The sequence below is a fragment of the Achromobacter sp. D10 genome, assembly GCF_035282245.1.
GTDB lineage: Bacteria > Pseudomonadota > Gammaproteobacteria > Burkholderiales > Burkholderiaceae_B > Achromobacter > Achromobacter insolitus.
On record NZ_JAYJLE010000004.1, the window covers coordinates 766,899 to 779,997 of the forward strand.

Sequence of the window (13,099 nt, forward strand, 5' to 3'; positions counted from 1 at the left end):
GCTGGCTGGGGCCGCCGAACGGCCCCGGAATAGCCGCATTGTAAAATGCGCGCCTTGAAGCAACCTTTGCCGCACCGCCACGGACCGGCTGGCTTGCGCGGCGTTGCTTGGCGGCCAGGCCGCCCGCCCCTGCCCGATTGTCCGCCGCCCCGGCAACCTCCTACCCCAGCAATGCAAACTCCGACGACAGAATCTGGCGCCACGCCTGCCAGCCAGAACCAGCTGCATCGCGTGCTCAAGGCGCGCCACCTCACGATGATAGCGTTAGGCGGAGCCATCGGCACCGGCCTGTTCGTCGCCTCCGGCGCCGCCATCGCGCAAGCAGGCCCGGGCGGCGCGCTGCTCGTCTATCTGGCCATCGGACTGATGGTCTACTTCATCATGACCAGCCTGGGCGAACTGGCCACTTTCATGCCGGTATCGGGTTCCTTCTGCACCTATGCCTCGCGCTACGTGGACGGGGGCTTCGGTTTCGCGCTGGGCTGGAACTTCTGGGTCAGCTGGGCCACCGTCGTGGCCGTGGACGTCGTAGCCGCGCAGCTCGTCATGGCGTACTGGTTTCCCGACACGCCGGGCTGGATATGGAGCGTGGCCTTCCTGGCCCTGACCTTCGGCCTGAATGCCTTCTCGGCGCGCAGCTTCGGAGAGGCGGAATACTGGTTCGCCATCATCAAGGTGGTTGCCGTGCTGTGCTTCATCGGGGTCGGGCTGGCGATGCTGGCGGGCATCATCCATGGCGGCACGACGGTGGGCCTGGCCAACTGGTCGGTGGGCGACGCCCCCTTCGTAGGCAACGCGGCCACCTGGGTGGGCGTGGCGATGGTGGTGGCCTATTCGTTCCAGGGCACGGAACTGGTGGCGGTCGCCGCCGGCGAATCCGAAAATCCCCGCCGCAACGTTCCGCGTGCGATCAACCATGTGTTCTGGCGCATCCTGCTGTTCTACGTGCTGGCCATCCTGATCATCGGCCTGCTGCTGCCCTATACCGACCCGCAGCTGCTGCGCAACGAGGTGGAAGACATCGCCGTCAGCCCCTTCACGCTGGTGTTCCAACATGCAGGGCTGCTGTCGGCGGCCACCGTCATGAACGCCGTGATCCTGACCTCGGTGCTGTCGGCTGGCAATTCCGGCATGTATGCGGCCACGCGGATGCTGTTCAATATGGCGGCCGAAGGCCAGGCCCCCGCCGTATTCCGGCGCGTCACCCGCCAGGGCGTGCCGCTGTACGCGCTGATAGCCACGGCGTTGCTGGCCTGCCTGTGCCTGTTCAGCCTGGTGTACAGCCCCAAGGCCGTATACATCTGGTTGTTGAACTTCGCGGGCATGACGGAATTCATCGTGTGGCTGAGCATCGCGGTCAGCCATTACCGTTTCCGCCAGGGCTATGTGAAGCACGGCTACGACACCGCCGACCTGCCCTATAAGGCCGGCCTGTTTCCCTTCGGCCCGCTGCTCGCCTTCGTGCTGTGCCTGCTGGTCACGTTGGGCCAGAACTACCAGGCTTTCCTGCAAGACCGCATCGACTGGATCGGCGTGATTTCCACCTACCTGGCGATTCCTTTGTTCCTGGCTTTGTGGATCGGCCATAGGCTGGTGCGCAAATCGCACTGGATACGGTACGAGGACATGCGTTTCTACGGTTTGGAGCTGGATCGGGCCGCCGGGGTGCCGGCCGCTCCCGCTTCCACGGCCACGGCGGGGACGGTCCGGCCCCTTTAACTACTGTATATTCATACAGCTATAATGGCATATCGGCCACTTCCGCCGGGTTCTTCATCCCGGAAACCGATTTGCCATGCAGTCCCCAGAACGTATCCATCCCGCGTTGTGGCGCGCCACTCAGTTGGCCCAAGGCGCCGCCCGCACCCTGCCCACCGGGCATGCCGCGCTTTCCGCCGAGCTGCCGGATGGCGGCTGGCCGCTGGGTTCCCTGAACGAATTACTGGTCCCGCACCCCGGCATCGGTGAAATCCGCCTGTTGCGTCCGGCGCTGGCCCAGTTGGAGACGCGCCGCGCCATCGCGCTGGTGCAGCCGCCGCACGTCCCGCACATCGCCAGCTGGATGAGCTGGCGGCTGGATCCCCGCCAATTGCTCTGGGTGGCGCCGGAAAAGCCCGTGGATGCGCTCTGGGCCGCCGAACAGATCCTGAAGAACGGCAGTTGCGGCGCCCTGATCTGCTGGCTGCCCCACGTGCGCCCCGAATCCCTGCGCCGCCTGCACCTGGCGGCCCAGGCCAGCGACCTGCTGTTCATCGCCGTGCGCCCCAGCAGCGCGGCGCAGAACGCTACCCCCGCTCCCTTGCGGCTGGCGCTCGCGCCGGCCGCGGGCGGCTTGTCCGTGCATATCCTGAAACGCCGCGGGCCCGCCTGCGATACGCCGCTATACGTGGGCCTGGAACCCGGCGCCACCACTCCTGCCTCTCCCCGCCATGCGCCTCTGGATCGCCGCCTTCCTGCGCTGCCTGCCGCTGGACGCACTGCGCCCGCACTGGCCGCTTGAGGGGCAGGCCTACGCGGTCCTGGACCAGGAACGCGTCGCCGCCCTGACTCCCGCCGCCCGCCGGGCTGGCGTCAAGCCGGGCATGCGCCGCGCCGGCGCGGCCGCCATCGCCCCCCAGGTCGAGTTGCTGCCCCGCGAGGTCCAGGCCGAAGCCGAGGCCATGCAGGGCGCGGCGCTGGCCCTGCTGCAATACACGCCCGAAGTCGCCCTGGCTGACGGTGACACCCTGCTGCTGAACGTGGGCGCCAGCCTGATGTTCTTCGGCGGGCCCAAGGCCCTGCACCGCCGCGTGGCCGCGACCCTGCGCGCCCTGGACTTGCGCGTCTCGCTCGGCATGGCGCCCAGCGCCGCCGGCGCCTGGCTGCTGGCGCGCAGCCCCGGCCGGCGCGCCCACCGGCGCACCCTGACGCTGCCCACGCTCACCCGGCGGCTGGACGCCTTGCCCCTGGCCCTGCTGCCGCAGGCGCAGGCCCGCCGCGACTGGCTCGATGACATCGGCTGCCATACCCTGGCGGACCTGCGCGCCCTGCCGCGCGCGGGCCTGCAGCGGCGCAGCACGCCCGAACTGCTCCAGGCCCTGGACGCCGCCTACGGCCAGGCGCCTGAACTCCACCGCTGGATCGAACCGCCGCCTCAGTTTTCACGCCGCATAGAGCTCACGGACTACGTCGAGCACACCGACGCGGTGCTGGCGGTGGCCCGCCGATTGGCCGAACAGTTGGGCGGCTGGCTCAGCGCCCGGCAACTGGCGGTGCGCCGCGTGGTGCTCAGCATGGAACACGAACGCGGCCGCCACGCCCGGCCGCCCACCGAGCTGGAGCTGGCCCTGGCCCAGCCCGTCTGGCAGGCGCCGCAGATCCTGCATCTGTTGCGAGAGAAACTGGCCCGCTACACGCTGGCAGCCCCCGTGATCGGGGTGGCGCTGCTGGCGCCCGACACGGTCGAGCAGCCCGCCGCCAGCACCACCCTGTTCCCCGAGCCTGGCGGCACGCCCGCCGACCATGCCCGGCTGCTGGATCTGCTGGTGGCGCGGCTGGGCCGCGACCAGGTGCGCCATGCCCATCCGGTGCCCGATCATCGTCCCGAGGCCGCCAACGCCTGGGGCGACGCGCTGTCTCCGTCGCCCCGCCCCGCTCCCCTGCCCGCCCTGCTGGACCGGCCCTTCTGGCTGCTGGATGCGCCGCAGCCCTTGAAGCTGTCCGGGCATCGGCCGCAGTACGGCGGCCAGGCGCTGCGGCTGATGCGCGGCCCCGAACGCATCGAAAGCGGCTGGTGGGATCCGGCCCTGACCGTGCGCGATTATTTCGTCGCCGAGGACGCCGCCGGCGCGCGTTATTGGATCTACCGCGAGCGCGACGATGAGCACGCCAGCTGGTTCCTCCATGGGCTCTACGCCTGAAGGCGCATGCGCATGGACGACGATATCTCCGCCTCCCTGGCCCAATTGCTGCCCGGCTACGCCGAATTGCAATGCCAATCCAATTTTTCCTTCCTGCGGGGTGCCTCGCATCCGGAAGAATTGATCGAGCGGGCCGCCGAACTGGGCTACGCGGCGCTCGCCCTCACCGATGAATGCTCGCTGGCGGGCGTGGTCCGCGCCCACGTGGAAGCCAAAGCCCGCAAGCTGCCGCTCATCATCGGCGCCACCTTCCAGCTGCGCGCCGCGCCCGACGCCGCGCCGCTGGGCCTGACGTTGCTGGCGCAAACGCGCGAGGGCTACGGCAATCTGTCAGAACTGATCACCCTGGCCCGCACCCGCGCGCCCAAGGGTGAATACCGCCTCGCGCCCGAAGACTTCACCCATCCGCCGACGGACTGCGCCCATTTGCGCCATCTGCCCGAATGCCTGGCCATCCTGAGTCCCGCCTACGGCACCGATGCCGATCGCATGGCCGAACAAGCGCGCTGGCTCGCGCGCGTTTTCCCCCACCGCGCCTGGGTGGGGCTGACCCTGCTGCACCGCTCCCGCGACGATCTGCACCGCGCCGCGGTCGAACAGGCCGCGCAGGCCGCGGGGCTCCCCATCGTGGCGCTGGGCCAGGTGCAGATGCATTTGCGTTCGCGCAAGCCCTTGCACGACACACTGACTGGCATCCGTACCCGCCAGCCGGTGTCGCAATGCGGCTACGAACTGTCCGGCAACGCCGAACAACACCTGCGCACGCGCATGCGGCTGGCCAACCTCTATCCGCCGGAGGCACTGGCCCAGACCCTGGTGGTGGCGCGCCGCTGCGCATTCAGCCTGGACGAACTGCGCTACGAGTACCCGGACGAAATCATTCCGCGCGGTCACACGCCGGCGACCTATCTGCGCCAGGAGACCCTGGCCGGGGCCGCTCGGCGCTTCCCCGCGGGCACGCCGGACAGCGTGGCCGTACAGATCGAAAAAGAACTGGCCCTGATCGCGGACCTGAACTACGAAGCCTATTTCCTGACGGTCTACGACATCGTCCAGTACGCCCGCGGGGCGGGCATCCTGTGCCAGGGCCGCGGATCCGCCGCCAACTCCGCGGTCTGCTACTGCCTGGGCATCACCGAGGTGGATCCGGCGCGCGGAAACAGCCTGTTCGAACGTTTCATCAGCAAGGAACGCAACGAACCGCCCGACATCGACGTGGACTTCGAACACCAGCGCCGCGAAGAGGTCATCCAGTACATCTACCGCAAATACGGCCGTGACCGCGCCGCGCTCACCGCCGTGGTCATTTCCTACCGGCCGCGCAGCGTGCTGCGCGATACCGGCAGCGCGTTGGGCGTGGACCTGGGCGTCATCGACGCGGTGGCCCGCGCCCACCAATGGTGGGACGGCAAGAAAGAAATGCTGCGCACCCTGGGGGCCTGTGGCCTGGATCCGGAGTCACAGGTGGCGCGGCAGTGGGCGGCGCTGGCGCAGACGCTGATGGGCTTTCCGCGCCATCTGTCGCAGCACCCGGGCGGCTTCGTGATTTCCCGCGGCAAGCTGTCGCGCCTGGTGCCCATCGAAAACGCTGCCATGGAGGACCGCAGCGTCGTGCAATGGGACAAGGACGACCTGGATGCGCTGGGCCTATTGAAAGTGGATGTCCTGGCGCTGGGCATGCTGTCGGCGCTGCGGCGCACCCTGGAACTGGCGGGCCAGCGTCGCGGACAGCCGTTGCGGTTGCAGGATATTCCGCCGGACGACTCCCCCACTTACGACATGATCTGCGACGCCGACACCATAGGCGTGTTCCAGATCGAATCCCGCGCGCAAATGACCATGCTGCCGCGGCTGCGCCCGCGCGAATACTACGACCTGGTAGTGCAGGTCGCCATCGTGCGCCCCGGCCCCATCCAGGGCGGCATGGTCCATCCCTACCTGCGCCGCCGCCAAGGCAAAGAGCCCGAGACCTATCCCAGCGAAAAAGTGCGCGGCGTGCTCAGCCGCACCATGGGCGTGCCCATCTTCCAGGAACAGGTCATGCAGATCGCCGTGGTGGCCGCCGGCTTCACCCCAGGCGAATCCGACCAGTTGCGCCGTTCCATGGCGGCCTGGAAGCGCAAGGGCGGCGTGGACAAGTACCGCGCCAAACTGGTGGGCGGGCTGCTGGCGCATGGCTACGCGCTGGATTTCGCCGAAGCGCTGTTCCGGCAGATAGAAGGTTTCGGCGAATACGGCTTCCCGGAAAGCCACGCCGCCAGCTTCGCCCTGCTGGCTTATGCCAGTTCATGGCTCAAGCGGCACGAACCGGAAGCCTTCCTGGCCGCCTTGCTCAACTCCCAACCCATGGGCTTCTACGCGCCCGCCCAACTGGTGCAGGACGCCCGCCGCCATGGCGTCTGTGTGCTGCCGCCCGACGTGACCGTCAGCGGCTGGGACTCCGCCCTCGAGACCCTGCCCCAGGACCACCCCGGCGCCCGCCGGATTTCGCACCCGCACGCGCCGTCAGTAGAGGGTTCCCGGCCCGCCGTCAGGTTGGGGCTGAGCCTGATCCAGGGCATGCGCGAGGACACGGCGCGGCGCATCGAGGACGCGCGCGCTGCCGCGCCCTTTGCCGACACGGGCGACCTTGCCCGCCGCGCCGCGCTCTCCCGGCATGACCTCAATGCCCTGGCCGCCGGCGACGCCTTGCGCACCCTGGCGGGCCACCGCCGACAGGCCAGCTGGGAAGCCGCGGCCAGCGTGCAAAGCCGCGACCTGCTGCGCGACGCCGCCATCCACGAAACCCAGGCGCCACAATTGTCCGCGCCCTCCGAGGGCCAGACCGTGGCGGCCGACTACCGCAGCGTGGGACTGACCTTGCACAGCCACCCCGTGGCGCTGCTGCGCCACCAACTGGCGGCACGCAATTTCCAGCCCGCCTCGGTGCTGAACGGCTACCCCGACAAGCGCGTGGCGCGCGCCTGCGGCATCGTCACCGTGCGCCAACGCCCGCAGACCTCCAAGGGCGTGATCTTCGTCACGCTGGAAGATGAAACCGGTCCCGTCAACGTGGTGGTGCGTCCGGAACTCATCGAACGCCAGCGCCGCGAATTGCTGGGGGCCACGCTGCTGGGTGTCTATGGATCCTGGCAAAGCGTCGATGGCGTACGCCACCTGATCGCGCAGCGTCTGGTGGATTTGTCCGAGCTGCTGGGCGGGTTGAACACCCAGAGCCGCAATTTTCATTGAAGCCCCCGGGGCACCGCTCGATCGCCGAATAGCGTGGCCTGGTCCAGCGCCTGCGCCATGGCCTCGTAGCCGGCATCGTTGGGATGCAGATGGTCGCCTGAGTCGTAGGCGGGCAGCAGGCGGGTCGGACGCGCCGGATCACGCAGTACCGCGTCAAAGTCGATCACGGCGTCGAACACACCGCTTTCGCGGATCCAGCGGTTCACCTCCCGCCGCACGGCATCCTTCGCCGGGCTGTAATGGCCCGACAGCGGCGTGCCATGCAGCGACCCCTCATACGGCGCAATGGTGCCGCCCACAATGCGCACGCCGCGGACGCGGGCCGCCTCCGCCAGCTGCCGGTAGCCCTCGGTCAATCTTGCCGCCGTCATGGGCGCTTCCGCCGGCGCAAATCCGCTGTCCGGCCAACCGATGTCATTGATGCCCATCATCATCACCACCGTGCGCGCACCGGGCTGCGACAGCACGTCCGCATCGAAACGGGCCATCGCGTTCACGCCCATCTTGTCGCCCCAGACTCGCGCCCCCGAAATGCCCGCATTCACCACGCCTATGCCTTGCGGCGCCAGGCGGCGAGCAAGAAAATCCGGCCAGCGGCGATTCGCCCCTGGGGTCGAACCGTTACCGTCGGTCAGGGAATCGCCAAACGCCACCACCACCGGCGCGCGCGACGGGCTCTCCACCCAGATCCCGGCAAGGAAAGCCCGGCCTTGCAGCGCCTGCGCATCGGGCAACTCCGCCGCCGCCGTGGCATCGCCCCGGACCAGGGCGCCGGTCTGCTGCGCGCCCCAGTGGAAAGTCGTCACCGGCGTGGCCCGCGGAAAGTAAAGGCTGACAGCCAGCTCGGCCAGTGCGGAGACCGGCAGGTCCACGGGATCGCTGACCGCCTGCGCTCCCGGCGCCACCGTCACGCCAGGCCGTCCGCCAAAGGCCAGCCCACGGCTGGACGCCGGGCGGATCTTCGAGCCGCCCGCGCCCAGGGCCACGCTGCCCGCGCCGATCTCCAGAGGCTGTGTGCCGTAGCGGTTGGATACCACCACCCGCATGCGGGGTCCGCCCATGCTGAGCATGAGCGTCTGGCGCAAGGTTTGGCCACGCAACTCGGCCGGCATCTCCGTGGGCAGCACGAACGAATCCTCCCACAAGGGTTGCGGGCTGGCGAACCAGGAGCCGATCCAGCCGGCATATGCAGTATCGGACTGCTTGCCAGGCAGCTCCGGGGATTGGGACTGCGCTGCGGCGCCAGCGGACGGGGCCAGGACCGCAAGGCCTGCGGCGAAGGCGGCGGCCGAAGCCAGGGAATAGAGATTGAAGCGATTCATGGCGACTCCAGAAAAAAGGGAAAGTGACGCCACGATAGATTCTTCCTAATTCGGCAGGTAGAGCCCTAAAATGCATGCCACTTCTTCCAAACAGGAATGACCATGGATACCCTGCGCGCCATGCGGGCCTTTGTCCGCGCCGTGGATCTGGGAACCTTGTCGGCCGCCGCACGCGAACAAGCCCTGAGCCAACCCGCGCTGAGCAAGATCGTCGCCGCGCTGGAAAAGGAGTTGAACGTGCGGCTGCTGGAACGCAGCACGACGCGCGTCGTGCCCACCGAACAAGGCAAACGCTTCTACGAACGCGCCACCCGGGTGCTGGAGGAATACTCGGAAGCCGTCGCCGATGCCCGCGGCCAGACCGAAAAGCCCGCCGGTTTCCTGCGCATCAACGCGCCCGTGGCGCTGGGCCAGTTCCGGTTGAACGCAATGGTCCGGGATTTCCTGGACGACTATCCCGACATCCAGGTCGAACTGATCCTGAACGACCGCTACGTGGACCTGGTGGAAGAAGGCGTGGACGTGGCGCTGCGCCTGGGCGGCAACCTGCCTCCCAATGCCATCGCGCGCAAGGCGGCCATGTCGCCCCGCTACCTGGTCGCCGCCCCCTCCTACCTGGCCAGGCGCGGCAAGCCTCGCATCCCGCCGGACCTGGCGGCCCACGAATACGTGCGCTTTGCCTGGCTGGCCTCGGGCGACACGCTGGAACTGCACCAGGGCGCAACGCTGGCCACGGTCCAGACGCAGGGGCGCTTTCGCGTCAACAATGCCCTGGCCATCCGCGAAAGCCTGGCCATGGGCGCCGGCATCGGGCTGTGCCCCGCATGGCTGGTGCAGGACCTGCTCGCCAGTGGCGAACTGCTGCGCGTCCTGCCCAAATGGAGCGCCACGCCGCAAGAGGCGTTTCTCGTCTACCCGTCGCGCCGCTACCAGCCGTTGCGGGCGCGCCTGCTGATCGACTTCCTGGCGGACCGGCTGGGCCAGTTGCCCGGCATGCAACCCTCTCAGCCGCAGACGGCGCGCACCAGATTCCGATAGACGTCGCGTGCGCCCTCCAGTTGCTCCAAGGCGATGGATTCATCGATCGTATGGGCGTCCTCTTCGTTGCCCGGCCCCAATCCTATCGTCGGAATGCCGCGGCGCCCGGCGGACTCCGAGCCATTGGTGCAGAACGCCCAACTGCCCACCTTCGGTTCCCTGCCGCTGGCAGCCACCGCCGCGCTTGCTGCCTGCAGCAGCTCCGCCTCCGTGTCGCAGCGCCAACCGGGCAGCCAGCGCGCGGGCGTGGCGTGCTGCCCGGTATAGGTGGCCACCGGGTCCTCGCTGACTTGCAAGGTGAAATCGGACAGGCCGTGGCTGGCCAGATGCGCGCGGATCTGCGCGAGCACGTCCTCCAGGCGTTCGCCCGACACCGTGCGCCTGTCAAAGCGTATCGTCGTCGAGATCGGGATCATGGAAATCGACGGATAAGGATGCGACACGATGTCCGTCGGCACCAGCAACGCCTTGCCCAGCACCTCGTCGCTCGGCAACGGCAGGCTCTCCAGCGCGCTCAGTGCGCGAGCCGCCGCGTGCAAGGGATTGACGCCGATGTGCGGCGTCGCGGCATGCGCCGGCTTGCCGTGAAAGGTCAGCAGCAGCTCCACCCGCCCCTTCTGGCCGGCCTTGATCTGGAGTTTCGACGGTTCGCAAATCACCACCGCCTGCGGCGAGCAAACGTCCAGCACCGATGCCAGCGCATGTCCCTCGATGACTTCCTCCAGCACGCTGGCCGACACGGCTACGCGGCGCTTCAAACCATCCCGCGCAGCTTCCGCCACGCCGCAAATCGCCGCGGCGATGCCGCCCTTCATGTCGGTGCTGCCGCGACCGTACAGCCGCCCATCCCGGATCTCGGCGCCGAACGGGTCGAAACGCCAATCGCCCGCCACCGGCACCACGTCCATGTGCCCATCGAACAGCAACGCCACGTCCGCATCCGCAGGGCCGATCAAGCCCAGCACCGAACCATTGCCATCGGTCGTGACCGAGCTGAAGCCTGCTTCGCGCATGGTGGCGGCCATAAGCGCCGCCATCTCGCCTTCCTTGCCGGAAAGGCTGGGTATCCGCACCATTGCCTGCGTCAACGCAACTACGTCCAGAGTCATCATCATTCCTGTCTGAGAGTGGCGGGCGCGGCGCGCCCGCCGATGGATGGAAGGCGGCGCCTACCGGTTGACCAGGCCCTTCGGCACACGGTAGACCAGCACAGCCCCGATCAGCGTGAAGCTGGCAAGGAAATACATGCCCCAATCGGTCGAGCCCGTCAGGTCCTTGATCCAGCCGATGGCGTAGGGGCTGACAAAGGCCGCCAACCCGGCAAAGGAATTGATCCCGGCTATGCCCGCCGCCGCGCTCTTGCCCTCCAGGAACGCGGTAGGCAGGCTCCAGAACAAGGGCGAACACACCATGCAACCGGCGGCTGCCACCGACAGCATGGCCACGGCCAGCATCGGGTTATGGCTGAACAAGGTGCTGAGCGCCAGGCCCGTCCCGCCCACCAGGAAAGGCACGATCATGTGCCAGCGGCGCTCCCGCGTGGCGTCCGAATGGCGGCACACCAGGACCATCGAGATCACCGCGCATACGTTCGGCACCGCCGTCAGCAGACCGATATCCAGCAGAGACACCACACCGGTGGAGCGGATGACCGATGGAATCCAGAACGCCAACCCCGACAGGCTGGACACCGTGCAGTAGCAGATCAGCGCCATATGGACGACGCGCCGGTCCTTCAGCAACGTCAGCATCGACACATGTTCGGTCTTTGCGGTCTTCTCGCGCAGCAGGTTCTGGCCCAGCCGGGACTTCTCCGCCGGCGACAGCCAGCGCGCATCGTCGATGCGGTCATCCAGATACCAGAACACCGCAAGGCCCAGCAGCACGGAAGGGATCGCCTCGATGATGAACATCCACTGCCAGCCGGCCATGCCATGCGTGTCATGGAAGGCCTCCATCACCCACCCCGATAGCGGCCCGCCCAGGATGCCGGCGAACGGCACCGCCGTCATGAACACGGCCACGATCTGGCCGCGCCGGTTCGACGGAAACCAATAGGTCAGGTACAGGATGATGCCGGGATAAAACCCGGCCTCGGCCGCCCCCAGCAGGAAACGCAGGATGTAGAACTGGGTGGGTGTCTGCGTCAGGGCCATCGCGGCCGAGATGATGCCCCACAGGATCATGATGCGCGCCAAGGTCTTCTTCGCGCCGATGCGATGCATCAGCACATTGCTCGGCACCTCGAACAGAAAGTAGCCGATGAAGAAAATGCCCGCGCCCAGGCCGTACACCGTTTCGCTGAACTTCAGATCGTCCAGCATCTGCAGTTTGGCAAAACCGACGTTCACGCGGTCCAGGAAGGCCGCGATGTAGCACACCATCAGGAATGGCAGCAGACGCCACGCCACTTTCCGATACAGCGCATCATCCCGCGCCGCCAGGGGATCCTTGTCCGCGGCAACCGGGGGAGCCGCAATACTCTCGACTGACTGGTCCATATTTTCACCTTGGGGTCTGTTTTTTCAGGCCGAACGCTCCCCTGCAAGCGCTCGGGGCGCCCGCATGCTGTTTTTTATGGGAAGGAAACGTCCGGACCGGTTATGCGGCCGGCCTGCCGGCCAGCCGCGCTGGTCGCGCCGCAGGTCAGGCGGTTATCGCCACCTCCGGCGCGGGTTCCACCGCACCTCTGCGTTCCGTGATCAAGCCGTAGGCTTCGGGACGCCGGTGCCGCTCGAAATTGAAAGTAGTGCTCTTGTACGACAGGCAGAGGTCCAGGTCGCAGCGCGCGATCGCCAGCTCATCGCCCTTGGTCGAGCAGGCGGCCACGATCTCGCCCGACGGCGCGATGATGCAACTGCCGCCGATCATCTCGCAGCCCTCTTCCTTGCCGGCCTTGGCCACCCCCACCACCCAGGTGCCGTTCTGATAGGCCCCGGCCTGCATCACCAGATGGTTGTGGAACATGGACAAGTCGTCATGCTCGGGCGCCGGCGGATTGTGCACGGGGGTGTTGTAGCCCAACAGGATCATCTCCGCGCCTTGCAGGCCCATGACGCGATAGGTCTCGGACCAGCGGCGGTCGTTGCACAGGGCCATGCCCATCACCCCGCCAAAGCCGCGCCAGACATCGAACGATTCTCCCGGCTCGAAGTAGTGCTTCTCCAGATGCTGGAATGCGCGCCATGGTTCGTGCTCGGCATGCCCAGGCAAATGCACTTTGCGGTACTTGCCGATGATCTCCCCGTTCTGGCCCACCAGGATGGATGTGTTGAAGCGGCGCTTGACGCCATGCTCGATCGCCAGCTCCGCATAGCCCAGGTAAAAGCCTATGCCCAGCTTGCGCGCGGTCTCGAACAGCACCCGGGTCTGCGGACCGGGCATCTCGCTTTCGTAGAAGGCGTCGATTTCGGCGGGATCTTCCATGTACCAGCGCGGAAAAAACGTCGTCAGCGCCAGCTCCGGAAACACCACCAGCTGGCAGCCCATGGCATGGGCCTGGCGCAGATGCGCGAGCAAGCGCTCCACGACGTCGCGGCGCGTGTCGCTGCGCTGGATCGGCCCAAGCTGCGCGGCCGCGACATTGATGATGCGTGACATATTCAGTCT

The 13,099-nt window shown here is 67.4% G+C and carries 9 protein-coding genes; 5 read left to right on the plus strand and 4 right to left on the minus strand.

Annotation, left to right across the window (positions count from 1 at the left end; all coding sequences use genetic code 11):
* The first annotated feature begins 171 nt into the window (after nucleotides 1-171).
* From VCS63_RS15825 to VCS63_RS15840, 4 genes are all read left to right on the plus strand, one after another.
* The gene (locus VCS63_RS15825; RefSeq protein WP_042793802.1) at nucleotides 172-1,719 is read left to right on the plus strand and encodes an amino acid permease; all 1,548 of its coding nucleotides are present in this window, start codon (nucleotides 172-174) and stop codon (nucleotides 1,717-1,719) included.
* 76 nt (nucleotides 1,720-1,795) lie between these two features.
* Nucleotides 1,796-2,500, plus strand: coding sequence for a translesion DNA synthesis-associated protein ImuA (gene imuA, locus VCS63_RS15830; protein WP_042793803.1), 705 nt, complete (start codon nucleotides 1,796-1,798; stop codon nucleotides 2,498-2,500).
* Nucleotides 2,430-3,899, plus strand: a complete 1,470-nt coding sequence (locus tag VCS63_RS15835; RefSeq protein ID WP_076813813.1) for a Y-family DNA polymerase — start codon at nucleotides 2,430-2,432, stop codon at nucleotides 3,897-3,899. The genes imuA and VCS63_RS15835 overlap by 71 nt, the downstream gene beginning before the upstream one ends.
* Nucleotides 3,900-3,905: 6 nt before the next feature.
* Nucleotides 3,906-7,130 carry an error-prone DNA polymerase gene (locus VCS63_RS15840; protein WP_416379194.1) on the plus strand — a complete coding sequence of 1,075 codons (3,225 nt, stop codon included), beginning with the start codon at nucleotides 3,906-3,908 and terminating at the stop codon, nucleotides 7,128-7,130.
* Here the strand turns inward: VCS63_RS15840 and VCS63_RS15845 are convergent.
* A complete protein-coding gene (locus VCS63_RS15845; RefSeq protein ID WP_323880295.1) occupies nucleotides 7,124-8,452 on the minus strand; it encodes an SGNH/GDSL hydrolase family protein in 1,329 nt (442 codons plus the stop codon). The two genes, VCS63_RS15840 and VCS63_RS15845, sit on opposite strands and share 7 nt — an antisense overlap.
* A 102-nt stretch (nucleotides 8,453-8,554) precedes the next feature.
* Here VCS63_RS15845 and VCS63_RS15850 point away from each other — a divergent pair, with 102 nt between their 5' ends.
* The gene (locus VCS63_RS15850) at nucleotides 8,555-9,490 is read left to right on the plus strand and encodes a LysR family transcriptional regulator (protein ID WP_042793805.1); all 936 of its coding nucleotides are present in this window, start codon (nucleotides 8,555-8,557) and stop codon (nucleotides 9,488-9,490) included.
* On the opposite strand, the gene VCS63_RS15855 is transcribed toward VCS63_RS15850, so the two are convergent.
* From VCS63_RS15855 to VCS63_RS15865, 3 genes are all read right to left on the minus strand, one after another.
* Nucleotides 9,457-10,599, minus strand: coding sequence for a YgeY family selenium metabolism-linked hydrolase (locus VCS63_RS15855; RefSeq protein WP_082900637.1), 1,143 nt, complete (start codon nucleotides 10,597-10,599; stop codon nucleotides 9,457-9,459). The two genes, VCS63_RS15850 and VCS63_RS15855, sit on opposite strands and share 34 nt — an antisense overlap.
* Nucleotides 10,600-10,659: 60 nt before the next feature.
* The gene (locus VCS63_RS15860) at nucleotides 10,660-11,991 is read right to left on the minus strand and encodes an MFS transporter (RefSeq protein ID WP_063962416.1); all 1,332 of its coding nucleotides are present in this window, start codon (nucleotides 11,989-11,991) and stop codon (nucleotides 10,660-10,662) included.
* Nucleotides 11,992-12,136: 145 nt separating this feature from the next.
* Nucleotides 12,137-13,090, minus strand: a complete 954-nt coding sequence (locus VCS63_RS15865) for an N-carbamoyl-D-amino-acid hydrolase (RefSeq protein WP_076813821.1) — start codon at nucleotides 13,088-13,090, stop codon at nucleotides 12,137-12,139.
* Between the last annotated feature and the right edge of the window lie 9 nt (nucleotides 13,091-13,099).

Excerpts from the sequence above, each read along its gene's own strand:
- VCS63_RS15825 (WP_042793802.1), top strand. The coding sequence starts at position 172 with ATGCAAACTCCGACGACAGAATCTGGCGCCACGCCTGCCAGCCAGAAC.
- imuA (WP_042793803.1), top strand. The coding sequence starts at position 1,796 with ATGCAGTCCCCAGAACGTATCCATCCCGCGTTGTGGCGCGCCACTCAG.
- VCS63_RS15835 (WP_076813813.1), top strand. The coding sequence starts at position 2,430 with ATGCGCCTCTGGATCGCCGCCTTCCTGCGCTGCCTGCCGCTGGACGCA.
- VCS63_RS15840 (WP_416379194.1), top strand. The coding sequence starts at position 3,906 with ATGCGCATGGACGACGATATCTCCGCCTCCCTGGCCCAATTGCTGCCC.
- VCS63_RS15845 (WP_323880295.1), bottom strand. The coding sequence starts at position 8,452 with ATGAATCGCTTCAATCTCTATTCCCTGGCTTCGGCCGCCGCCTTCGCC.
- VCS63_RS15850 (WP_042793805.1), top strand. The coding sequence starts at position 8,555 with ATGGATACCCTGCGCGCCATGCGGGCCTTTGTCCGCGCCGTGGATCTG.
- VCS63_RS15855 (WP_082900637.1), bottom strand. The coding sequence starts at position 10,599 with ATGACTCTGGACGTAGTTGCGTTGACGCAGGCAATGGTGCGGATACCC.
- VCS63_RS15860 (WP_063962416.1), bottom strand. The coding sequence starts at position 11,991 with ATGGACCAGTCAGTCGAGAGTATTGCGGCTCCCCCGGTTGCCGCGGAC.
- VCS63_RS15865 (WP_076813821.1), bottom strand. The coding sequence starts at position 13,090 with ATGTCACGCATCATCAATGTCGCGGCCGCGCAGCTTGGGCCGATCCAG.